Source organism: Pseudomonas sp. LBUM1664, from assembly GCF_059695895.1.
In genome coordinates this window covers 2038444-2057925 of the sequence record NZ_CP166791.1, presented here as the reverse complement: position 1 = coordinate 2057925, position 19482 = coordinate 2038444, and the positions used below count along the sequence as shown (strand labels likewise).

General features: G+C 59.5%; 23 protein-coding genes. 10 read left to right on the top strand and 13 right to left on the bottom strand.

What is annotated here, in order from left to right; all coding sequences use genetic code 11:
• Window positions 1-31: 31 nt before the first annotated feature.
• Window positions 32-838 carry an alpha/beta fold hydrolase gene (locus ACA047_RS09785; RefSeq protein ID WP_497358801.1) on the bottom strand — a complete coding sequence of 269 codons (807 nt, stop codon included), beginning with the start codon at window positions 836-838 and terminating at the stop codon, window positions 32-34.
• A 254-nt stretch (window positions 839-1092) separates the two neighbouring features.
• Here ACA047_RS09785 and ACA047_RS09780 point away from each other — a divergent pair, with 254 nt between their 5' ends.
• Window positions 1093-1641, top strand: coding sequence for an RNA polymerase factor sigma-70 (locus ACA047_RS09780; RefSeq protein ID WP_497358799.1), 549 nt, complete (start codon window positions 1093-1095; stop codon window positions 1639-1641).
• 138 nt (window positions 1642-1779) lie between these two features.
• Here ACA047_RS09780 and ACA047_RS09775 read toward each other — a convergent pair whose 3' ends face one another.
• The 3 genes from ACA047_RS09775 to ACA047_RS09765 form a co-directional block, all read right to left on the bottom strand.
• Window positions 1780-2793 carry a GNAT family N-acetyltransferase gene (locus tag ACA047_RS09775; protein WP_497358797.1) on the bottom strand — a complete coding sequence of 338 codons (1014 nt, stop codon included), beginning with the start codon at window positions 2791-2793 and terminating at the stop codon, window positions 1780-1782.
• Between the two features lie 70 nt (window positions 2794-2863).
• Window positions 2864-3640, bottom strand: a complete 777-nt coding sequence (locus ACA047_RS09770) for a substrate-binding periplasmic protein (RefSeq protein WP_497360289.1) — start codon at window positions 3638-3640, stop codon at window positions 2864-2866.
• A gap of 114 nt (window positions 3641-3754) precedes the next feature.
• Window positions 3755-4381: a TetR/AcrR family transcriptional regulator gene (locus ACA047_RS09765; protein WP_497358795.1), complete on the bottom strand. Its 627-nt coding sequence runs from the start codon at window positions 4379-4381 to the stop codon at window positions 3755-3757.
• A 316-nt stretch (window positions 4382-4697) separates the two neighbouring features.
• On the opposite strand from ACA047_RS09765, the gene ACA047_RS09760 reads away from it, so the two are divergent.
• A complete protein-coding gene (locus tag ACA047_RS09760; RefSeq protein WP_497358793.1) occupies window positions 4698-5240 on the top strand; it encodes a 3'-5' exonuclease in 543 nt (180 codons plus the stop codon).
• 92 nt (window positions 5241-5332) lie between these two features.
• Complete coding sequence (ppnP, locus tag ACA047_RS09755; protein WP_497358791.1) at window positions 5333-5617, top strand: pyrimidine/purine nucleoside phosphorylase; 285 nt, start codon at window positions 5333-5335, stop codon at window positions 5615-5617.
• A 93-nt stretch (window positions 5618-5710) separates the two neighbouring features.
• Here ppnP and ACA047_RS09750 read toward each other — a convergent pair whose 3' ends face one another.
• Both ACA047_RS09750 and ACA047_RS09745 read right to left on the bottom strand, forming a co-directional pair.
• Window positions 5711-6520 carry an MOSC domain-containing protein gene (locus tag ACA047_RS09750; RefSeq protein WP_497358789.1) on the bottom strand — a complete coding sequence of 270 codons (810 nt, stop codon included), beginning with the start codon at window positions 6518-6520 and terminating at the stop codon, window positions 5711-5713.
• A gap of 71 nt (window positions 6521-6591) precedes the next feature.
• Window positions 6592-7515: a chemotaxis protein CheV gene (locus ACA047_RS09745; RefSeq protein ID WP_497358787.1), complete on the bottom strand. Its 924-nt coding sequence runs from the start codon at window positions 7513-7515 to the stop codon at window positions 6592-6594.
• Window positions 7516-7995: 480 nt separating this feature from the next.
• Here ACA047_RS09745 and ACA047_RS09740 point away from each other — a divergent pair, with 480 nt between their 5' ends.
• The 3 genes from ACA047_RS09740 to ACA047_RS09730 all read left to right on the top strand — a co-directional run bounded on the left by ACA047_RS09740 (window position 7996) and on the right by ACA047_RS09730 (window position 10250).
• Window positions 7996-8466 (top strand): hypothetical protein, encoded by a 471-nt coding sequence (locus tag ACA047_RS09740; RefSeq protein ID WP_497358785.1) that lies wholly within the window; start codon window positions 7996-7998, stop codon window positions 8464-8466.
• Window positions 8467-8700: 234 nt separating this feature from the next.
• Window positions 8701-9594, top strand: coding sequence for a sensor histidine kinase (locus ACA047_RS09735; protein ID WP_497360287.1), 894 nt, complete (start codon window positions 8701-8703; stop codon window positions 9592-9594).
• Window positions 9591-10250, top strand: a complete 660-nt coding sequence (locus ACA047_RS09730) for a response regulator (RefSeq protein ID WP_497358783.1) — start codon at window positions 9591-9593, stop codon at window positions 10248-10250. Before ACA047_RS09735 ends, ACA047_RS09730 begins: the two co-directional genes overlap by 4 nt.
• Here ACA047_RS09730 and yegS read toward each other — a convergent pair.
• Window positions 10234-11151, bottom strand: a complete 918-nt coding sequence (gene yegS, locus ACA047_RS09725) for a lipid kinase YegS (protein ID WP_497358782.1) — start codon at window positions 11149-11151, stop codon at window positions 10234-10236. The genes ACA047_RS09730 and yegS overlap by 17 nt on opposite strands.
• A 346-nt stretch (window positions 11152-11497) precedes the next feature.
• On the opposite strand from yegS, the gene ACA047_RS09720 reads away from it, so the two are divergent.
• Window positions 11498-11806 (top strand): hypothetical protein, encoded by a 309-nt coding sequence (locus ACA047_RS09720; protein ID WP_497358780.1) that lies wholly within the window; start codon window positions 11498-11500, stop codon window positions 11804-11806.
• A 61-nt stretch (window positions 11807-11867) separates the two neighbouring features.
• Here the strand turns inward: ACA047_RS09720 and ACA047_RS09715 are convergent, their stop codons facing one another.
• Window positions 11868-13055 carry a molybdopterin molybdotransferase MoeA gene (locus ACA047_RS09715; RefSeq protein ID WP_497360285.1) on the bottom strand — a complete coding sequence of 396 codons (1188 nt, stop codon included), beginning with the start codon at window positions 13053-13055 and terminating at the stop codon, window positions 11868-11870.
• A gap of 22 nt (window positions 13056-13077) precedes the next feature.
• Window positions 13078-13617 carry a molybdenum cofactor biosynthesis protein B gene (gene moaB, locus ACA047_RS09710; RefSeq protein WP_497358778.1) on the bottom strand — a complete coding sequence of 180 codons (540 nt, stop codon included), beginning with the start codon at window positions 13615-13617 and terminating at the stop codon, window positions 13078-13080.
• Between the two features lie 78 nt (window positions 13618-13695).
• Here moaB and mobA point away from each other — a divergent pair, with 78 nt between their 5' ends.
• Window positions 13696-14298, top strand: a complete 603-nt coding sequence (gene mobA / locus ACA047_RS09705) for a molybdenum cofactor guanylyltransferase MobA (RefSeq protein ID WP_497358776.1) — start codon at window positions 13696-13698, stop codon at window positions 14296-14298.
• Window positions 14299-14373: 75 nt separating this feature from the next.
• Complete coding sequence (locus ACA047_RS09700; RefSeq protein ID WP_214912998.1) at window positions 14374-14595, top strand: YgdI/YgdR family lipoprotein; 222 nt, start codon at window positions 14374-14376, stop codon at window positions 14593-14595.
• 78 nt (window positions 14596-14673) lie between these two features.
• Here ACA047_RS09700 and ACA047_RS09695 read toward each other — a convergent pair whose 3' ends face one another.
• The 3 genes from ACA047_RS09695 to ACA047_RS09685 all read right to left on the bottom strand — a co-directional run bounded on the left by ACA047_RS09695 (window position 14674) and on the right by ACA047_RS09685 (window position 16286).
• Entirely contained in the window at window positions 14674-15564 is an 891-nt protein-coding gene (locus tag ACA047_RS09695; protein WP_497358774.1) for a pseudouridine synthase, read from the bottom strand.
• Window positions 15565-15634: 70 nt separating this feature from the next.
• Window positions 15635-15955, bottom strand: a complete 321-nt coding sequence (locus tag ACA047_RS09690; RefSeq protein WP_497358772.1) for a transcriptional regulator — start codon at window positions 15953-15955, stop codon at window positions 15635-15637.
• A 94-nt stretch (window positions 15956-16049) separates the two neighbouring features.
• Window positions 16050-16286, bottom strand: coding sequence for a glutaredoxin family protein (locus tag ACA047_RS09685; protein ID WP_497358770.1), 237 nt, complete (start codon window positions 16284-16286; stop codon window positions 16050-16052).
• 190 nt (window positions 16287-16476) lie between these two features.
• On the opposite strand from ACA047_RS09685, the gene ACA047_RS09680 reads away from it, so the two are divergent.
• Window positions 16477-18189, top strand: a complete 1713-nt coding sequence (locus ACA047_RS09680; protein WP_497358768.1) for a cation:proton antiporter — start codon at window positions 16477-16479, stop codon at window positions 18187-18189.
• A gap of 8 nt (window positions 18190-18197) precedes the next feature.
• On the opposite strand, the gene ACA047_RS09675 is transcribed toward ACA047_RS09680, so the two are convergent.
• Window positions 18198-19406 (bottom strand): ammonium transporter, encoded by a 1209-nt coding sequence (locus tag ACA047_RS09675; RefSeq protein WP_497358766.1) that lies wholly within the window; start codon window positions 19404-19406, stop codon window positions 18198-18200.
• Between the last annotated feature and the right edge of the window lie 76 nt (window positions 19407-19482).

Below are 19482 nucleotides of genomic sequence, written 5' to 3'. Positions count from 1 at the left end.
TGGAAGCAGGCTTGCTCGCGATGGCGGTGGGTCAGCTACGCAGAAACTCCAACAACGCCCGGGTCACGAATTCCGGGTTTTCCAAGTTGGAGATGTGCCCCGCCTCCGGGATCAGCACATGGGGACAGCCCATCAATTCGGCCATTTCCAGCGCCTCCGAAGGCGGGCGCGGTTTGTCCTGGTCGCCGCACATCACCAGCGTGCTCTTGGCATCCAGCTCACGCAGGCGCGACAGGCTATCGTCCCGACCGAAAATGACCCGACCCAGCGGTACGATGCTGTCGCGCAAGCGGTCGGCCGGCAGCGCGGCCAGTGCGGCGCGCAACTGCTGGTAAAGCGGCGATTGCGGATCGATGCCTGGCCGGAAAAAAATCGGCACGACGATGTCCAGCAACGGCTCGGGGATGCTGCCACTGGCTACGATTTTGTCGAACAGCGAGAAGTAATACTGACGGGTCGGCTCCGGCTCGACGCCAACGTAAGTGTCCATCAACACCAATGCCTTGAGCCGTTTCGGCGCCGCCAGCGCCAGCCGTACGCCCCACATCCCACCCACTGAAAGCCCCACCAGGCTGAAGCAGTCAACGTTCAGATGATCCATCAACGCCAGTGCCTGGCGGGCCAGGTCGTCCAGTGAAGTCGTGCCCTCGGGCAACCGCCCGGACTGGCCGTGGCCCCACAGGTCCGGGGCGATCACCCGGTAATGTTGGGACAACGCCTCAATCTGCGGCGCCCACATGGCGTGATCCCACAGATAGCTGCTGCCCAGCAGCACCACCTGGCCCTGGCCTTGATCGAGGTAATGCAGGGGTTGTCCGTCGAGGGTTACAAAGGGCATCGATGACCTCCTTGAATGTGGAAAGCCTGGCCAGACTGACGTGGTGTACGGCAGGTCGTCAATCGCCAACAGTTCCCGCACCGCACTGCACTCGAACATCGTCCGTAGCGGCACGTTGCGTTCGACTTTGTCACATTAATAATTCACCCTCTCAATTGACAATAATTATCATTCAGCATAATTTGTCGCTCGATGTGTAGGACGAGTCCGGCAATCCGTCGTCCTGCTAACTTTATTGCAGCAAGGTGAATTCCATGATGGAACAAGTATCCACAAGCAGGTGCGACTCACCGTTACTTCAGGCGTTCGTCGATAACCGAATGATCCTGGTCAAGATTGCAGCGCGTATCACCGGGTGCCGGTCTCGCGCAGAAGATGTGGTGCAGGATGCGTTTTTCCGGCTGCAATCGGCGCCCCAGATCACCTCCTCGTTCAAGGCTCAGCTCAGCTATCTGTTCCAGATCGTGCGCAACCTGGCGATCGACCACTACCGCAAGCAGGCGCTGGAACAGAAGTATTCGGGGCCGGAAGAGGAAGGACTGAACGTGGTAATCCAGGGTGCCTCGCCAGAAACTTCTCACATCAACTTTTCCACGCTGGAGCGCATCGCCGACGCGCTGACCGAACTGCCCAGCCGCACCCGCTATGCCTTCGAGATGTACCGCCTGCACGGCGTGCCACAGAAGGACATCGCCAAGGAACTGGGCGTCTCGCCGACCCTGGTGAACTTCATGATCCGCGACGCCCTGGTGCATTGCCGCAAAGTGTCCGGGGTTCGCGGGGATACCTTCGCTCGGCGGTGATATCGCGGTGGTTTTGCCGACCTCATCGCGAGCAGGCTCGCTCCCACAGGGATTTGCAGTGAACGACAAGTTCGTGAACACCCAAATCCATTGTGGGAGCGAGCGCTGCTCGCGAAAGGGCCCTGAGGATCTACAACCTCACATCAACACACACCGATCAAAAAATCGCTCACGCCCCAGAATCATCAGTGCCGCCCGCTTGTGGGGGAAATCGAATTCCTTCTCACAATGAAAGCACTGGTTGTGCAGGTACCCGATCATTCGGGCGTTGTCGGCCCGAGGTTCGGCCACTACGCGCTGGGTGCGCGGGTCGTCCAGAAACAGGTAATGCACCAGCGCCGACAGCCAGCTCGCCACCTTGTGCGGGCCTCGGTGTTGCTCTTCGCCCACCAGCATGTGAATGCCACGATCGTAGTTCTGGGCCTCATAGAACGGTGCGATTCGATCTTCCTTGGCCCAATAGGCTTCAAAATAAGCGAACGGCTGGTCATCGAAACAGCCAATCAAGGTCAAGACTCGCGGATCGCTCTGCAACTTGCTCAAATACTCGCGATGCTGTTCCAGGCTGCCCTCCTCCTGCCAGAAACTCGCCACCCGGGGGCTGTTCTGCCAGCGATTGAACCGTGTCAGGTCCTGCTCAATCTCCAGGGTGCGCAGAGACACCCACGCCCCCAACCGCGCATCGAAACGCCGATACACTTCACCTTGCGGCTTGATGGGCCGACGCGGATGGCGCTTGCCATCGGTGATGATCATCTGTTGCGGGTAACTGCCGCTGAACGACTCCCCCAGCCATGGCTGTGGCAGTTGCCAGAACATCGTGCGCTCGCAGACGTATTGGTCCGTACCCTCGCTGCCCATCAGCAAGCCGCTGAGCAAAGCTTCGCCAGGGCGCTCGTTGAGGTGCCAGGTCAGGCGCTGGCAGTCGGGATCGCGGGCAAACAGCCAATAGCAGGCCGCCCATAGCGCCGGGCCAACCGGCCGGTCGTTGATTTCCTGCAAATGCACATGCAATTCGGGACTGCGCTCCAGGCGCAGCCGGATCAGCGGTGCGCCTTCAAGCATCAGACTCAGGTGGCGCTCGGTTTCATCGGCGCCGAGTCGACGACCACCGGGCAAGGCCAGCGTCGTCAGGGGGGTGAGATTGGACATGGGAGGGGCTCACGTATTCGTCGGTATTCAACGTGTGACGTGAACCGGGAGCGGAAATTTAGTGCCGCATTCAATGATCGTGCACTGGCACCAGAGATATCTGGTAGGGCCTGAAAATCGTCATCAGTTGACCGTCGTCACGTAGCTTTTGCAGCAACTGCCCAAACGCTTCGGCTGAGATCGGCGCCTGCGGGCGGATCAGCGCGTAATGGTGGTAAACCTGATCGATACGTTCGGACACCAGCAATTGCGGGCCGACGCCGGGATTGCGCAGCACGTAGTCGCTGAGATACGAACGGGTCACCAGCGCGATGTCCGCTCGCCCACGCAGCACCATCAGCAGGTTGCTGTCGTGGGAATAAGTCAGCGTGGCATTGTATTGGCCAGCCAGGAATTTGGGGTCGGCGTTGAATTCGGCAAAGGCGTAGTGGTAACCGCTGAACAGGGCCAGGCGCTTGCTTCTGAGGTCCGCGAAATAGCTTTGCTGGCGATCCGGCAAACGCTGGGTGACAAAGATTTCGGCATCTTCCAAACCCATGTCGACCGCCGTATGGGGCACGTCTTTCCAACCCCAGTCCGGGTTCTCGAAAATCGCCATATCGACCCGACCTTGCTTGAAATCATTGAATCGGCGCGGAATCGAAGTCGGCACCAGCACGAACTGGTAATCGGTTTGCGACCGATTCAAGGCTTCCACCATTTGTGGCAGCAGACCGGTGTCGGCGCCGTTCTCGGGGCGCACGGTATAGGGCGGGAAATGGGCTGCGCCGATCCGGACCAACTGCGCCGCCGAGGCGGGCAACGTCAAGAAAATGGCCAGTGCAGCCAGCAGAACACGCGAGGTCATCCCCATCGGCGAAAACGTCAAGATAACCCACTCCCCAAAAGTACCCATCAATACAATCAAGCTAGGCGGTTTCAGCCGCTTAGCCAGCCACACGGCCATCAAGGCACCGATCGATTATTGTTTTTCTTCAAGCACCAGAATCAGGGCTTGCTCGGCCAGCTCATTGAGGCTCAGGCTGCCTTCGGCGCGAAACCAGGTGGTGGTCCAGGACAACGCGCCAGTGAGGAAGCGTCGGGTAATGAACACGTCCCCTCGAATATACCCGGCATCCTTGGCCTGGCCCAGAACCTCGATCCATAAGTTTTCATAAATATCACGCAGGGCCAGCACGTGCCTTTGCCCTTCCTGGGATAACGAGCGCCATTCATAGACCAGCACCGCCATCGCCTCGCCGCTGCCGCCCATGATCGATTGCAACTCGCAACGGATCAGCGCCAACACCCGTTCACGCACGCTGCCCGCCTCGGTCAGGTCCGCGCGCATCAACGCGGTGTTGTAGCGGATGGTTTCTTCCATCACCGCCCGCAGGATCTCGTCCTTGCTCTTGAAGTGGTGAAAGATGCTGCCTGATTGAATGCCCACGGTGCTCGCCAGGTCGCGCACCGTGGTGCGTTCGAAGCCCTTGTTGCGAAACAGGTGAGCAGCGGTCTGGAGCAGTTTGCCGCGCGCGCTGTCCGGGTCGGTCAATTGCCCGTTGTCGACCAGCTCACGCATCACCCTCAGGGCTTTTTGCTCGTCCACCCGTTCTCTCCTGCAGTGGCTCTATCAAGGTGCGGCCATTTCACCGAAGCGGCGAGGTGGCGCGGGCAATTTAAGCTGGCCGGGGCAACCAAGCAAGCGCTCGGGCAGAAGAACGAGCGGCCGCTTACAAACCAAGCGCTCGCTTGATCGTCTCGAGCGTGGGCATCGATGCAGTGATCAGGCAATTAGAGGGCAAGCAGGATGATCAGGTAAAAAATCGGCAGGTTTGTTGCAGGTCGAAACAGGCCACTAGGCGGATGCGCCGGGTTTGACTACGCTCAAACCCATCAGCACGCCGATAACCGGGAACCCTGCAATGCCTCACTGGCTGGTGATTGATCTGGAAGCCACCACTGATGAAGGTGGCTGGCCGGTAACCGAAATGGAAATTATCGAAATCGGCGCCACGCTGGTGAATCGTGACGGCCGTGAAGTGGATCATTTCCAGCGCTTTGTTCGGCCCCTGAGGCGGCCGCTGCTCACGCCTTTCTGTCGTGAACTGACCCACATCACCCAGGCCAATATCGACAACGCCGCGCCCTTGACCGAGGTCTGGCCGGTGTTCGAACGCTGGCTGGCGCCGTATCACTCGAACCTGGAAGGCTGGATCAGTTGGGGCGATTACGACCGCAAGCAGTTGCTTCAGGAATGGCAGCACCAACAATTGAGCAGTTTCCTCGGCCAGGTACCGCACATGAACCTCAAACAGCGCTTTGCCAAGGCCCGTCGACTGGAACGACCGCTGGGGCTCAATGCAGCACTGCAACTGGCTGGCCTGCAATTCTGCGGTCAGCAGCATCGCGCGCTGGAGGATGCGCGCAATACTGCGCGGTTATTACCCCTGGTACTGCCTGGATGAGCAACGAGCCACAACCCGGCGTGGCAGATGACGAGTGTTGAAGCCTTGTGCATACTGGCCGGCCTTTTTCAGCCCTTTTCGAGGAATCGCCCATGTTTAAAGTCAACGAGTACTTCGACGGCACCGTCAAGTCGATCGCTTTTGGCACTGCCGAAGGCCCCGCGACCATCGGCGTCATGGCACCGGGCGAATACGAATTCGGCACGGCCCAGCGGGAAATCATGCACGTCGTCTCCGGCGCCTTGACCGTGAAACTGCCCGACAGCACCCACTGGGAAACCTTCGAGGCCGGCAGCCAGTTCAATGTACCGGCCAACAGCAAGTTCCAGCTCAAGGTGGCCGTCGACACTGCCTACCTGTGCGAATACCGCGGCTGAGTTTCAACCGCAAACACTGTTTTTGAAACGAAAAATGCCCGTGTCACTGGACACGGGCATTTTTCGTTTCAAGAACCGTTTGCAAAGTGGTGGCTATTCGAGCACTTCGACCGGCATGCCAACTTCAAGCCGACCGTTGCTGTCGTTGACCAGATTCTGGCCGAACATCGCACCGTCCGGTGTCGAACGATACTGCTGCAATGTCGCGAAGGGCTCACGGTTCGGATCGCGTTCGCCGGTTTGCGGATCGACCGTGGTCATGATGCAGCGTGAGCAGGGCTTGACCACTCGAAACGCTACATCGCCAATACGAATGCGCTTCCAGCCATCCTCGGCAAACGCCTCGCTGCCCTCGATCACCAGGTTGGGACGAAAGCGCAGCATTTCCAACGGACGACCGACCCGATTCGACAGGTCCTGCAATGAAGCCTGGCCGATCAGCAACAACGGAAAACCATCCGCGAAGGCGACCTTGTCGTCGTCCTTGCCGTAACCGGCTGCGGTGGTGCGCGCCAGTTCCACCGGCACATGCACCAGCCGGGTGGGGTTGCCGATAAACTCGCTGACCCAGGCGGCCGCCTCGTCACCGGCATCCGGCACACGCAAGGTGTCGCGCCAGATGATCACCCCGCGCCGTTGCTCTTCGAGGACAGGCGGCAGCGGCACGTCGATGGCGCCATGGCCCGGCGCGCTGAGCGTCAGGCCACCCGCCTCGTTCCACAACGCCGAGAGCTGGCTCAGCTTCGCCACGGCCCGCTGAGTCAGGAAGCGCCCACTGCCCTCATCCACCAGCATCCAGCGCCGGTCACCGTCCAGCCCAAGCTTGTCCAGGCCAATCCCTTGCAGAGGCTGGCCCTTGCCGGACTTCAACGGATAACGATAGAGCGCGCTCAGCCGCAACATGGTCAGCTTTCCTAGTGGCGAAAAAATGCCACCTTATACGAGCCGGCCATTGAAACAAACCACGATCAGCCTCAGTCGAGCATTAGCCGCTGGCGCACCACGTCGACCAGTTTGTCCGGTTGAAATTTGGAGAGGAAATTGTCGCAACCGACCTTCTTGACCATCGAATCGTTGAAACTGCCGGACAGCGAGGTATGCAGCACCACGTAGAGCCCACGCAGACGCGGGTCGTTGCGGATTTCGGTGGTCAGGCGGTAACCGTCCATTTCCGGCATTTCCGCGTCGGTGAAAATCATCAGCAATTTGTCGGTCATCACTTCGCCGGTATCGGCCCAAGCCTTGAGCATGTTCAGGGCTTTCAGACCGTCGCTGGCGATGTGCATTTTCACACCCAGTTGCCCCAGGGTGTCGCGCAGCTGCGAGAGCGCGACGTTGGAGTCATCCACCAACAGCACCTCACGTCCGCGGGCCCGCTCCAGCACCGGGTCTTCGAGTTTTTCGCGCGAGACCTTGGCGTTGTACGGCACGATTTCGGCCAGGACTTTTTCCACGTCGATGATTTCCACCAACTGATCGTCCACCTTGCTGATGGCTGTCAGGTAATGTTCGCGGCCGGCGCTGGTCGGAGGCGGCAGAATAGCTTCCCAGTTCATGTTGACGATGCGGTCCACGCCGCCCACCAGGAACGCCTGAACCGAGCGGTTGTATTCGGTGACGATGATGGTGCTGTTAGGCCCCGGCACCAGCGGACGCATGCCGATGGCCTGGGACAGGTCAATCACCGGCAGCGTCTGGCCCCGTAGATTGACCACGCCGCACACGAATGGATGGCGCTGTGGCATCAAGGTCAGTTTCGGCAGTTGCAGCACTTCCTGGACCTTGAACACGTTAATGGCGAACAACTGTCGCCCCGCCAGGCGGAACATGAGAATTTCCAGGCGATTCTCACCCACCAGTTGGGTTCGTTGATCTACTGTGTCGAGAATGCCGGCCATCGATGACTCCTGGGCTTGTTCGGATGAATCCAATAAACAAGATATCGGCTGCATGAGCCGGATCTTGACCCCTGCATAAAATGCAGCGCGGGGCATTGATGTCACATTAACATCATGCTTTACTGGCTTCATGATTTCATCTGCAATTTTCCCCCGCTGCGCGACCTCGGTTTGCGTACAAGGTTCCCTTGCCTAAGGGATTCCCCTAGGCACAATCAGGTCTAACCTGATGTTCCCGCTATCCAATAGCCATTAATGTGACGCTATTCTCATTGCTGAATGGAGTCAGGCTTTTGTGCGCGACCGCAGGACATCGGACTTCCAGCCTTTCGGTCGATCCAGCCAGAGCAATGTTAGTGAGTTTGTCATTGCCGAACGGCAAGGATGTGCCGGCGTGCCTTCGTGCATTGCCGGCCGTGCGGCCCAGCCATTCGCCACACGCGATTTTCTTTCGCCTGACATGATGTTGTGGAGATAAGCATGCCGAACGATCGTAAAAACTGGAGTCAGCGCCTTCCTGAGTTTCTGATTGAAGCCGAGACGCTTCTGGCCAAGTCGGAGGAGTGTCTGAGCCATTTGCAACTGATCAGCAACGACAAGGACGCCATCGACTGCATGCTCAGCACCTTGCTGAAACTGGCCAACAAGGCCGATGCCCTGGCGCTGGAAGCCGTGTCAGAGTTTTCGCTGCATATCCACGGCTTGCTCAGCCACGCGCAAAGCCAGATGGAACTGCATGATCAAGCCCTGGGCGCACTGAAGGATTGTTTCACCCTGATGGCCTGGCAACTTGAACTGGTCGATCACGCCACCGGCCAACTCGGCCTGGACAGTAGCGAGCAGACCTCGTTGATCGAAGCATTTGCGTTTCAGGTAGGCCAGACTCCCTGCCAGGCATTGCCAGCGTCGCGTCCGCTGGCGTTGGTGCCTTACCCTCAGAAACAAGCCTGATACCGATGATGCCGGCTCAACGCGACGAGCCTGGCTTCATAGCGTTTTCAAGCCCCATGCCGAGCGCGACCAACGATTTATGAAGTGGTACTATCGCCCGCGTCAGTCGTTTCAGACCGCGGCGCCAGAAGCCGCCCACTGAAGCCGCCTTCGACCTGAAACGTTTACCCGACCCGGCTTGTCAGATGCGCTGACCAGCCTGCCCGCAGCGAACATTCATTGGCTCCATCCGCTATGTACGCCAGCCTCAAGTCATTCACCACCTGGCCGCCCTCCCGAGAAAACGCCCGCCGGTTCACATTATTGTTGTGCATCTGCTCGACCCTCGGCTGCCTGCTGACTTACCTGTTCGCCCATACGGTGCCACTGAGCCTGGTGGTGCTCAATACCGCGGCCATGAGCTGTGTCTGGATCCGGCATCGACTGTCGCGCAAATCCATCAAGTTCCAGCCTCAGGAACTGGCCGACCGGTTGCTTGAGGTCCAGGAAAACGAGCGCCATCGACTCAGCCGCGAATTGCACGACGACATCGGCCAGTTGTTGACTGCGGCGAAACTGCAAAGCGAATGGCTCAAGCGCCGGATGCCGGAAGAATTGCACGACCAATGCACGACACTCTGCGAAACACTGGGCGAAACCCTCGACAAGGTCCGCGATGTATCGGCGATCCTCAACCCGAGGCAACTGACCAGCCTTGGGCTTGAAGCCAGCCTGCGCGCGCACCTGCTCAAGACGCTGGTCAACACCCCAGTGAAATGGAGCCTAGATTGCCAACAGCGCATGACTGGCATTCCGGAGGAAATGACGGTCGCGGCCTTTCGAATTACCCAGGAAGCGGTCACCAATATCTTGCGCCATGCCCAGGCGAAGAATCTGCTCGTGCGCCTGGAACGCCTGCCCGAAGGTCTGACCCTGCTGATCAGCGACGACGGCCAGGGATTTGTCCCCGCCGCCCACCCCGCTCGCGAAGGACAACGCGGCATGGCTGGCATGTCAGAGCGGGTCGAACAACTGGGCGGCACCCTCAAAGTCATCAGCGAAGCCGGAAAAGGCACGCATATCGAAGCACGCTTTCCCTGGGCGCCTCGTGCCCTGGAGCGAGCCAGTAAGAATAAGGTTCTCCATTGACTTGTAATTTGCTTCTGGTAGATGACCATTCGCTGATCAGGGCCGGCGTGCGCGCCCTGGTCATGGACATCCCCGGCTACGCCGTCATCGGCGAAGCCAATGATGGCGCGCAATTGCTGGAGTTGGTAGAACGGCTGAATCCGGATATCGTGCTGCTGGACATCTCCATGAAGAACACCAGCGGCCTGGACGCCTTGCAGCAGCTCAAAAAGGTACGCCCGCATAGCAAGGTGCTGATCCTGTCGATGCACACCGATCCGGCGTTGATCATGCAGGCGCTGGAGTCCGGCGCCCATGGCTATCTGCTCAAGGACACCACCCCCACCGAGCTGGAGCACGCTCTGGAGGCGTTGCGCAACAATGAACGCTACCTGAGCCCGGCCATCGCCCACACCGTGATCAACCAGGCGCTGACCCGCGTCCAGAAGCACCAGCCCGACCCTGCCCAGGCCCACAATCTGACAGCACGCCAGCTGGAAATTCTGCGGCTGATCGTACGCGGCAAGTCCACCCGGGAAATCGCCAATGGCCTGAGCCTGAGCATCAAGACCGTGGAAACCCACCGGGCGCAAATCATGAAGCGCCTGCAGATCCATGACGTGGCCGGACTGGTGCTGTTCGCGGTGCGCGAGCAAATCATCAGTCTGGACGATTGAGCGCCGCCGAGCCGCCCAGCACAGGTGAATCGGGGGGCAAATGCAAACGCAACGCCTTGGGGCGTACAGTGAAACGCAGACTGTCGACCTGTAACGGTTCGCCATCAAGATTGATATCCAGGCCTTGGGCAACCTTGATCTCCACCCACGGCAAGCGTGCGCGCACAAACATGTTGTCGATGCCCAAACCACCGGCCAGCAAGTCCTTCAACGTGCTGACCACTTCCTGAGGCGCCGGCAGGATGCTGATGTCCAGTAAACCGTCGTCGGCTAGTGCCTCCGGGCACAACACATGGCCACCCCCCGCCTGCCGACCGTTGCCGATGCCCAGTGCCAGCAAATCGCCCCGCCAGTGAAAATCGGGGCCCTGTAGTTCGCCATAAGCCGCACTCAGCTCACTGAATCGCGATAAGCCGGTGAACAGGTAGGCCGCGCCCCCCAGGACTTTTTTAAGGTCTTCGGAAGTGTTCGCCGTCACCTGGCTACCGAAACCACCCGTAGCCATGTTCAGGAAAACCTGGCCGCCGACTTCGCCCACGTCAACGGCCTGCGGCGCAACATCCAGCAAATCCAGGGCCTGGGTCGGTTCCAGCGGGACACCGGCCGCCCGGGCAAAATCATTGGCAGTGCCCAGCGGCAGCAGCACCAGGCTGGCATCGCTCGAATTCAGGGCGATAGCCTCGGCAATGTCACGCAAGGTCCCGTCACCGCCGCCGGCGATCAATCGCGTATAACCGGCATCCAGCGCTTCATCGACACACCGTCGGGCATCGCCGGCCTCCCAGGTCAATCGTACCGCCAGGTCCCAGCCCTGCTTGCGCTTGAGCATCACTGCCGCGCGAACCTCTTCGTTGAGCGCTTGCTTGCCATGCAAAATCAACAGCGCCTTGCCTTTGTTCATCGTTATCTCCGTCATTGGATGGTTCTGGAAATGGGACCGCTCATTCGGTCGAAAAAGCCCGGGTCGCTTCGATTTAATAAAAAAAGTACGACTTCCTGCCCAAAGGTAGGCACGGCAGAGCAGCCCCCTGACCGAGACTTCTCCATTCGAAGATTTTTCTTACAAGACTTGGCGAATCAGCTCAATTGACCCTCTAGCGGTATTGAGACACCTTGGCATTGTGTTGTGCTGGACCGGTAAAACGCCCATTAAACAAGGATGTGCTAACCCATGGATGGATACGTCACGGCCCGCAAGGGCCGTATCAGTGGCTCGAACAGTTATGGCCAAAGGGATGAAGCATCCCATGCATAGCCACAAATACAAGCGCTCGCCCCGGCAGCTCGCTTCTTTTGAAAGCGAACGGGCCGACACTCAAAACGAATGCAAAAGTTGCAGTAATCCCGCTGGAGGAATTGATTTGGAACCGCGCGTCGTTGAACTGGAAACCCACCTTAAATACATCCGCAGAGACATGGATGAAATCCGCACCGACGTAAAGGTGATCCGCCACAGGCTAGCCTATTCAGCCGGCGCGGCGGCAGTGGTCCTCGGCCTGCTGGGCTGGATTGCGAACAGTCGTTTCGATCAGTTGGTGATGCTGCTCTCGCGGTAAGGCAAAGGATGTAAAGGCCCGAGGACTCGACTCGGGCCGGAGCACGCCACCTGCAGCAGTGCTAGCCCAGGACTTCGCTCAAGGGAATAAAGCCTACTTCGTCGCCCTCGACCAGCGTCTGCTCCTCGAGTACTTCGACCAACCCTTCAGCCCAGGCCGCGCTGCGCAGAACACCGGAGCTTTGATTCCGGTAGATGATCGCCCGACCATTCTCCAGGCGGCCTCGCAAGTACTCTCGTCGGCTGCCTGCCTTCGGCCAGACGAAACCGGCCGGCACTTTGAACTTGAGCGGCGCCACTGACTGAACGCCCTGGCGTCGTAGCAGATAAGGCCGCGCCAGCAGTGCGAACGTCACCAGTGTCGAGGCGGGGTTTCCCGGCAGGCCTATCACAGGCACGCCACGGAAGTGCCCGAACGTCAGCGGCTTCCCAGGTTTGATGGCGAGTTTCCAAAGCGCCAACTCACCGTCCTCGCGCAACGCGATCCCCAGAAAGTCGGCCTCCCCCACCGAAACGCCGCCAGTGGACAGAATCAGATCGACATCCAACAGCTGCGCCAGGCGTTTGCGGGTGGCCGGCAAGTCGTCGGGCAGGATACCCGCATCAACCACTTCACAGCCCAGGCGCTGCAGCCAGCCACAGAGCAGCACGCGGTTACTGTTATAGATCTGTCCCGGGCCCAACACCTGGCCGGGCTCGACCAGTTCGTCGCCGGTGGACAGAACTGCAACGCGTACCTTGCGCACCACTTCCAGCGATGCACAGCCCAAGGATGCCGCCAGGCCCAGCTCGATCGGCCCCAAGCGAGTACCGGCAGAGAGGACCTGCTCCCCAACGGTCGTTTCCTGTCCTTGAGGACGGATGTTTTGCCCGCTGACCATCGGTTCGGTAAACCGTACCCGCTGATCGCTTTCAACCACGGCGTTTTCCTGCATCTCGACGCAATCGGCGCCGGCTGGGACTGGCGCCCCCGTGAAGATCCGTGCACAGGTTCCAATGGCCAGCGGAAGCGGGGCCTGCCCGGCAAAAATCCGCTGGCTGACCACCAGCGGCTCACCGTTCCAGTCAGCCCGCCGCAGGGCATAGCCATCCATGGCGCTGTTGGGCCATGGCGGCAAATCAAGGGTCGACACCAAATCCTCGGCGAGCACCCGCCCTTGTGCCGCGGCCAAAGGCAAACGCTCACGCTGAACAATCGGCGTGGCCGCCGCCATTTCGAGCAATCGCTGCAACGCGACCTCGACAGCCATCAAGGCGCCGGCCTTACCCGGTTTACCCACGGGATTCACAAGGGGCTGCCTGCTTCAGATGGGCCACGAAATTACACGGGCGATGCCGCACATCCAGCTGCTCGGCAAGGATCCCGTCCCACCCGGTACGTACCGCATTGGTGGAGCCCGGCAGGCAGCACACCAACGTGCCATTGGCCAGGCCTGCCAGCGCCCGGGACTGAACGGTGGAAGTGCCGATGTCCGCCACGGAAATCTGCCGGAACAACTCACCGAAACCGTCCACCTGCTTGTCCAGCAGGCACGCGACCGCTTCCGGGGTACTGTCACGACCGGTGAAACCGGTGCCGCCGGTGATCAGCACCACTTGCACCACCTCGTCGGCAATCCAGGTCGCGACTTGCGCCCGGATCTTGTACAAATCATCTTTGAGCAGGACCCGCGCCGCCAGATTGTGGCCGGCCGCCGTGAGCCGATCGACGAAGACCTGGCCGGAGGTGTCGGTTTCCAGGGTGCGGGTATCACTGACAGTCAGCACCGCAATATTGAGCGGCACGAAAGGTACATCAGCCTTGGCTTGCATAGGCTCGTCCAGTTGTAGGGGAAACAGCCCGGTGTTATATCACAGCGTTTGATTTTTTCGCCTGTGCGGAGACACGCCATGACCTCGAACACTCCCCTGCCATCATGCTCCATTCTGCTACTGGCGGGCGGGCGCGGACAACGCATGGGTGGGCAAGACAAAGGCCTGCTGGAGTGGCAAGGCGAACCACTGATTGCCCATCTCCATCGCCAGACCCGGGCGTTGAGCGATGACCTGATTATCTCTTGCAACCGCAACCCGGAACGTTATGCGCTGTACGCCGATAAATTGGTGCATGACGACGAAGGCGACTTTCCCGGCCCGCTGGCAGGCATCCGGGCCGGCCTCAAGGCAGCAAGGCATTCGTATTTGCTGGTGCTGCCGTGCGACGTACCGCAAATCGACTCAAGCCTGCTCAACAGCATGCGCGAAACAGCAAGCCAGCATCCCCACAGGCCACTGATGGTGCGCCACGGCGAGCATTGGGAGCCACTGCTGTGCGTCATTCCGCTGGCTCTGGCGCCGGCCTTCGATCAGGCTTGGAGCGAAGGCGAACGCAGCCCTGGCCGTATCATGCGCACGCTGCACGCCGTGGCATTGCAATGCCCTGCCAACGATCCTCGGTTAGCAAATCTGAACACGCCACAACTGCTGGCTGAACACAAAGGCGTGTCAGATTGACACTAGCCAGGAACTTGCGCGCAATGTATACGTCTGAAGGTCAGTAACTTGAAGAATCCATTTCGGAGAAACACCATGACTCAGCGGACCCTCGCCACTTTCATGCTCGCACTGGGCCTCGCCACTCTCGCCGGGTGCGCATCGCCAACTGTGATCACCTTGAATGACGGTCGCGAAATCCAGGCCGTCGACACGCCCAAGTACGACGAAGACAGCGGCTTCTACGAATTCGAGCAACTGGACGGCAAGCACACTCGCGTGAACAAGGATCAGGTTCGTACCGTTAAAGATTTGTAATCTTCAACGTCACAGCCAGAGACAGAAAAGCCCGCAATATTTGCGGGCTTTTTTATGCCTGTCAGAAAGCCAAACCGGCTACCACTGCAGCGTAATGCCGCTTTCAAACACACGCTCCTGGCCGGTGACCGGATCGATAAAGCGCAGTCCCTGAGCCAGTAACTTAAGCGGATTGGCGTAATCGTCCTCCGCGTCCCGGAGCACGTCGGGATAAAACGGATCGTTACAGATACCCGCGCCAAGGGCGCTCATATGAACCCGCAACTGATGCTTCTTGCCCGTGACCGGATACAGGCCGTAGCGCCACAACTCACCGTTTCTTTCCAGTACCTCGATGGCCGTTTCGGTATTGGGCTCGCCCGGCCCTTCCTGCATCCGGAAGAACGGTTCGCCATCGATCATTCGGCTTTTATGCACTCGCGGGAAGGTCAATTCAGGCAACCCGCGGGCGATGGCCTGGTAGCGTTTCTCGATCTGCCGCGTCGGAAACAGCGACTGATACGCCGAGCGGGTGTGCGGGTTAGCCGAAAACAACACCAGGCCGGCCGTGTGTCGGTCGATACGGTGCAAGGGCACCAGATGGGGATTGTCCAGCCGCCGGATCAGCCGTCGCAACAGGGTTTGCTCGACATACTCGCCCGCTGGAGTGACAGGCAGAAAATGCGGTTTGTCTGCCACCACCAGATGCTCGTCGGCATACAGAATCGACTCCACCACCGGGATCGGCTTCTCATCGGGCACTTCACGAAAGTAGTGGATGCGCAAACCTTCACGGTAAGGCAAGTCGATACGGATCGCCTTACCCTCGCCGTCCAGCACCCGCCCCCGGGCGATTCGATCCAGCCACTGCTCGCGGCTGATGGCGCTGAAGTGCTCACACAGACACTCCAACACCGTCTGCCAGGAGCCGGGCGGCAGATACAACGTGCTGGCCTGATGGTGTGCGGCGGAAAACGATGAACCGGACATTAAAAACTCTTAACTTTTTGCAGGACGGCATTATCCGACAGTCGCGCAGGCTAACCCAGCAATGATTGCTTCACGCCGGGATCGATGTCGGTTTTGCCGCCGCGTCAGTGAATTCTTTCAACCAGCGCAGCACCTCCACCGCCTCCCAGCGCCCCGGATCGTATAACGCGTACAAGAGGCCTTGATAACCCACCACATCCAGCTGTTTGTGATAACCGGCACGCTGGAACAGCGCTTCGATCTCAGCGAAACAGGTGTTGAAATGCAGTTTATTGAAGGGCGTCTTGCCTTCGGTAACCAGCCCGTCCAGGCGCAACTCCAGGACCGCCTCGCGCACAACGTCCGCGGACATCCGGTTCACGCTGTTTTTCAGTTGTTCGACATTGACCAAGGGACGCACTCCAGATAGCTGTATGGGCATACAGTAACCGAAGAATGCGATTATCGCCAATGGCAGCGTGTGGATACGATGAATGGAAAAGCTATCAACGCAGAAACGCGACAACCTGTTCGGCATCAAAAGGCCAGTCCAGCTCTGCGCCAGTATCGATTCTGCGCAGGACCGGGATACGTAACCCATAGTCTTCAGCTAAAGCTTCGCTTTCGGTGATATCCACCACCTCCACCAACAATCCATGTTCAACCAAAGACATCAACTCAGCTTCGGCCATTTCACAGAGATGGCAACCCAGGGTGCCTAACAGCTGGCATTCAGGAGGCATGACGGTAGACCCACAAAAGATAGGCGGTCATTCTAGGCCCGCCCCGTGAAACCGTCGAGCCGGCTACCCTGCCTCAAGATATTTCGGTAAAACGCTGATGCAAATCACTGAGTGCTAACGCTTTTCCGGCAATGCTTGTCGCTTTTTCCTCCTCTACGCTGTATGTCAGAACCTTGAACCGGAGTGCCCCTTGTTTGCCAATCTGCTGATCATTCTTGCCTCGTCCCTGGTGGTCATCGCCTTGTTCAGGCGGCTGCGCCTGCCACCGGTGCTGGGCTACCTCTGTGTCGGATTGGTGGTAGGACCGACCGCGCTGGGCTGGGTGAACGACAGTGAAGAACTGCCAGACCTGGCCGAGTTCGGGGTGGTTTTCCTGTTGTTTTCGTTGGGGCTGGAGTTTTCCCTGTCCAGGATGCTCGAATTGCGCCGGGTCGTGTTCGGCCTCGGCAGCCTGCAGGTGTTGTGTTCAGGTGCTCTCCTGGGTGCTCTGCTGCTGATCAGCGGCGCGCCGGTGTTGGCGGCGCTGCTACTGGGCGCCGGGCTGGCCTTGTCGTCCACTGCCATTGTCAGCAAGGAGTTGACGAGTCTGGGGGAAATCTTCAGCAGCCATGGCCAGAACGCCATCGGGGTGCTGCTGTTCCAGGACGTCGTCGCGGTACTGCTATTGACCCTAGTGCCTGTGTTCGCCGGCAGTAGCGAGCATGCGTGGTACTGGGCGCTGCCCCTGACATTGGGCAAAACGCTGGTCCTGTTCGGCGGCCTACTGTTGACCAGCCGCCTGCTGTTGCCCCGGCTGTTCCATGAAGTGGCCGCGTCCCGCTCCGCTGAACTGTTCGTGCTGCTGGCCTTGGTGATCGTGCTGCTGACGGCATGGCTGACGCATCTGCTTGGCCTGTCACCGGCGCTGGGGGCGTTCCTGGCGGGCATGTTGCTGGGGGAAAGCCACTACCGGCATCAGATCGAAGCCGATATACGCCCATTCCGCGACATCCTGCTGGGGCTGTTTTTCGTCAGCATCGGGATGTTGATCGATCTGCAGCTGTTCGTGGATGACGGCTTGCTGATCCTTGGGTTGACCCTGGGGTTGATGCTCATCAAGGGCTGCGTGGTCGCCGCGCTGGTGAAATGGCACGGCAGCGACGGCGAAACCGCCTGGCGCAGTGGCCTGGCCCTGGCCCAGGGCGGCGAATTCTGCTTTGCCCTGATGGCGCTGATGCAGCAGAACCGCCTCATGCCCGCCGACATCAGTGGCCTGCTGATGGCAGCGACCTTCTGCTCGATGCTACTGACACCGCTATTGCTGCGCGCCGCGCCACGCGTCGCCAAACACCTGCATCGCAAACCCAACGAAGCCGCGCAACTGGACCAGATCAGCGCGCTCAATGCCGGTTTGTCGGGTCATGTGGTTATTTGCGGATACGGGCGCGTCGGCCAATCCATCGGGCGGTTTCTGCGCCGCGAAGGCCAGGCGTTCGTCGCCCTGGATGACGACCCGGTCATCATCCAGGAAGCCACCGTCGGGGAAAAATGCGTGCATTACGGGGACTCACGACGAGCAGACCTGCTTGCGGCCGTCGGCCTGAACCGCGCCCGATTGCTGGTCATCGCGGTCGACAAGACGGACATCGCCATCACCGTGCTCAAGGAAGCCCGCCGGCTCAACCCACAGGTGCCGATCCTGGTGCGCACCCGCGACGACAGCCAGTTGGCCGAGTTGCAGGCTGCCGGGGCCAACGAAGTGGTCCCGGAGCTTTTGGAGTCAAGCCTGATGCTGGCCTCCCACGCCCTGATCATGCTCGGGCTGCCAGAACAGCAGGTCCGGCGTCATGTGGATCAGGTCCGTCACGACCGCTATCGCTTGCTGCATGGTTTTTATCCTGGCAATCAGGACAAAGAACCTTAGGGCAATGGTCAGTCCTGGCTGACCGCTCCGATTTTGTGAATCGACAGGTCGGCGCCGTAATACTCCTCTTCCTGCGTCAACCGCAGACCCAGCACAATCTTGATCAGGCCATAGACCGCGAACCCGCCGGCCAGGGCGATGACAACGCCCAGCGCTGTGCCGATCAACTGACTGATCAGGCTGACCCCACCCAGACCGCCCAAGGCGCTCTGACCGAAGATGCCGCAGGCGATGCCGCCCCAGACACCGCACAGCCCATGCAGAGGCCAGACGCCGAGCACGTCGTCGATCTTCCATTTGCCTTGGGCCGCGGTGAAACACCAGACAAACAAGGCACCGGCAATGGCACCGGTCGCCAGCGCGCCTACCGGGTGCATCAAGTCGGAACCGGCACAGACCGCCACCAGCCCGGCCAGTGGGCCGTTGTGCAGAAAGCCGGGGTCGTTGCGCCCGACGATCAATGCCGCTACGGTGCCACCCACCATGGCCATCAATGAATTGACCGCCACCAGTCCGCTCACCCCAGGCAGGGTCTGGGCACTCATCACGTTGAAACCGAACCAGCCGACAATCAGGATCCACGAACCCAGGGCCAGAAACGGAATGCTCGAGGGCGCGAACGCCACCAGGCGACCGTCCCGGTAGCGGCCATTACGCGCCCCGAGCAAGAGCACGGCGGCCAATGCCAGCCAGCCGCCCATGGCATGCACCACCACCGAACCTGCAAAGTCGTGGAAACTGGCACCAAACATGGCCTGCAGCCAAGCTTGCAGGCCAAAATTGCCGTTCCAGATCAAACCTTCGAAGAAGGGATAAACAAATGCCACGATCAGTACCGTGGCGCACAACTGCGGTGCAAATCGGGCTCGCTCGGCAATCCCGCCGGAGATGATGGCCGGGATCGCGGCGGCAAAGGTCAGCAGGAAGAAAAACTTCACCAGGCTGTAGCCATGATCGGTACTAAGTACCGCGGCCGGTTGCAGAAAGGACACGCCGTAGGAAATCCAATAGCCTATAAAGAAATAAGCCAGGGTCGAGACAGCGAAGTCACTGAGGATTTTTGACAGCGCGTTGACTTGGTTCTTTTGCCGGACGGTTCCCACTTCAAGGAACGCAAAACCGGCATGCATTGCCAGAACCATGACGGCACCGAGCAGAATGAACAACGTGTTGGAGCTGTGGACCAGACTGTCCACAGCGCTTTGCATATTTTCCATGGAGTTGGCAGACCTGAAAAAGTTGAAAAAAGCACCAAGCCGGTTCGCCCGCCTTGCCGACGCACCAAGTTGAAAC

Excerpts from the sequence above, each read along its gene's own strand:
- ACA047_RS09715 (WP_497360285.1), bottom strand. The coding sequence starts at position 13,055 with ATGGCTGTCGAGGTCGCGTTGCAGCGATTGCTCGAAATGGCGGCGGCC.
- ACA047_RS09695 (WP_497358774.1), bottom strand. The coding sequence starts at position 15,564 with ATGTCCGGTTCATCGTTTTCCGCCGCACACCATCAGGCCAGCACGTTG.
- ACA047_RS09785 (WP_497358801.1), bottom strand. The coding sequence starts at position 838 with ATGCCCTTTGTAACCCTCGACGGACAACCCCTGCATTACCTCGATCAA.
- ACA047_RS09735 (WP_497360287.1), top strand. The coding sequence starts at position 8,701 with ATGTACGCCAGCCTCAAGTCATTCACCACCTGGCCGCCCTCCCGAGAA.
- ACA047_RS09760 (WP_497358793.1), top strand. The coding sequence starts at position 4,698 with ATGCCTCACTGGCTGGTGATTGATCTGGAAGCCACCACTGATGAAGGT.
- ACA047_RS09740 (WP_497358785.1), top strand. The coding sequence starts at position 7,996 with ATGCCGAACGATCGTAAAAACTGGAGTCAGCGCCTTCCTGAGTTTCTG.
- mobA (WP_497358776.1), top strand. The coding sequence starts at position 13,696 with ATGACCTCGAACACTCCCCTGCCATCATGCTCCATTCTGCTACTGGCG.
- ppnP (WP_497358791.1), top strand. The coding sequence starts at position 5,333 with ATGTTTAAAGTCAACGAGTACTTCGACGGCACCGTCAAGTCGATCGCT.
- ACA047_RS09675 (WP_497358766.1), bottom strand. The coding sequence starts at position 19,406 with ATGGAAAATATGCAAAGCGCTGTGGACAGTCTGGTCCACAGCTCCAAC.
- yegS (WP_497358782.1), bottom strand. The coding sequence starts at position 11,151 with ATGAACAAAGGCAAGGCGCTGTTGATTTTGCATGGCAAGCAAGCGCTC.
- ACA047_RS09720 (WP_497358780.1), top strand. The coding sequence starts at position 11,498 with ATGCATAGCCACAAATACAAGCGCTCGCCCCGGCAGCTCGCTTCTTTT.
- ACA047_RS09745 (WP_497358787.1), bottom strand. The coding sequence starts at position 7,515 with ATGGCCGGCATTCTCGACACAGTAGATCAACGAACCCAACTGGTGGGT.
- ACA047_RS09685 (WP_497358770.1), bottom strand. The coding sequence starts at position 16,286 with ATGCCTCCTGAATGCCAGCTGTTAGGCACCCTGGGTTGCCATCTCTGT.
- ACA047_RS09750 (WP_497358789.1), bottom strand. The coding sequence starts at position 6,520 with ATGTTGCGGCTGAGCGCGCTCTATCGTTATCCGTTGAAGTCCGGCAAG.
- ACA047_RS09770 (WP_497360289.1), bottom strand. The coding sequence starts at position 3,640 with ATGACCTCGCGTGTTCTGCTGGCTGCACTGGCCATTTTCTTGACGTTG.
- ACA047_RS09780 (WP_497358799.1), top strand. The coding sequence starts at position 1,093 with ATGATGGAACAAGTATCCACAAGCAGGTGCGACTCACCGTTACTTCAG.
- ACA047_RS09775 (WP_497358797.1), bottom strand. The coding sequence starts at position 2,793 with ATGTCCAATCTCACCCCCCTGACGACGCTGGCCTTGCCCGGTGGTCGT.
- ACA047_RS09700 (WP_214912998.1), top strand. The coding sequence starts at position 14,374 with ATGACTCAGCGGACCCTCGCCACTTTCATGCTCGCACTGGGCCTCGCC.
- moaB (WP_497358778.1), bottom strand. The coding sequence starts at position 13,617 with ATGCAAGCCAAGGCTGATGTACCTTTCGTGCCGCTCAATATTGCGGTG.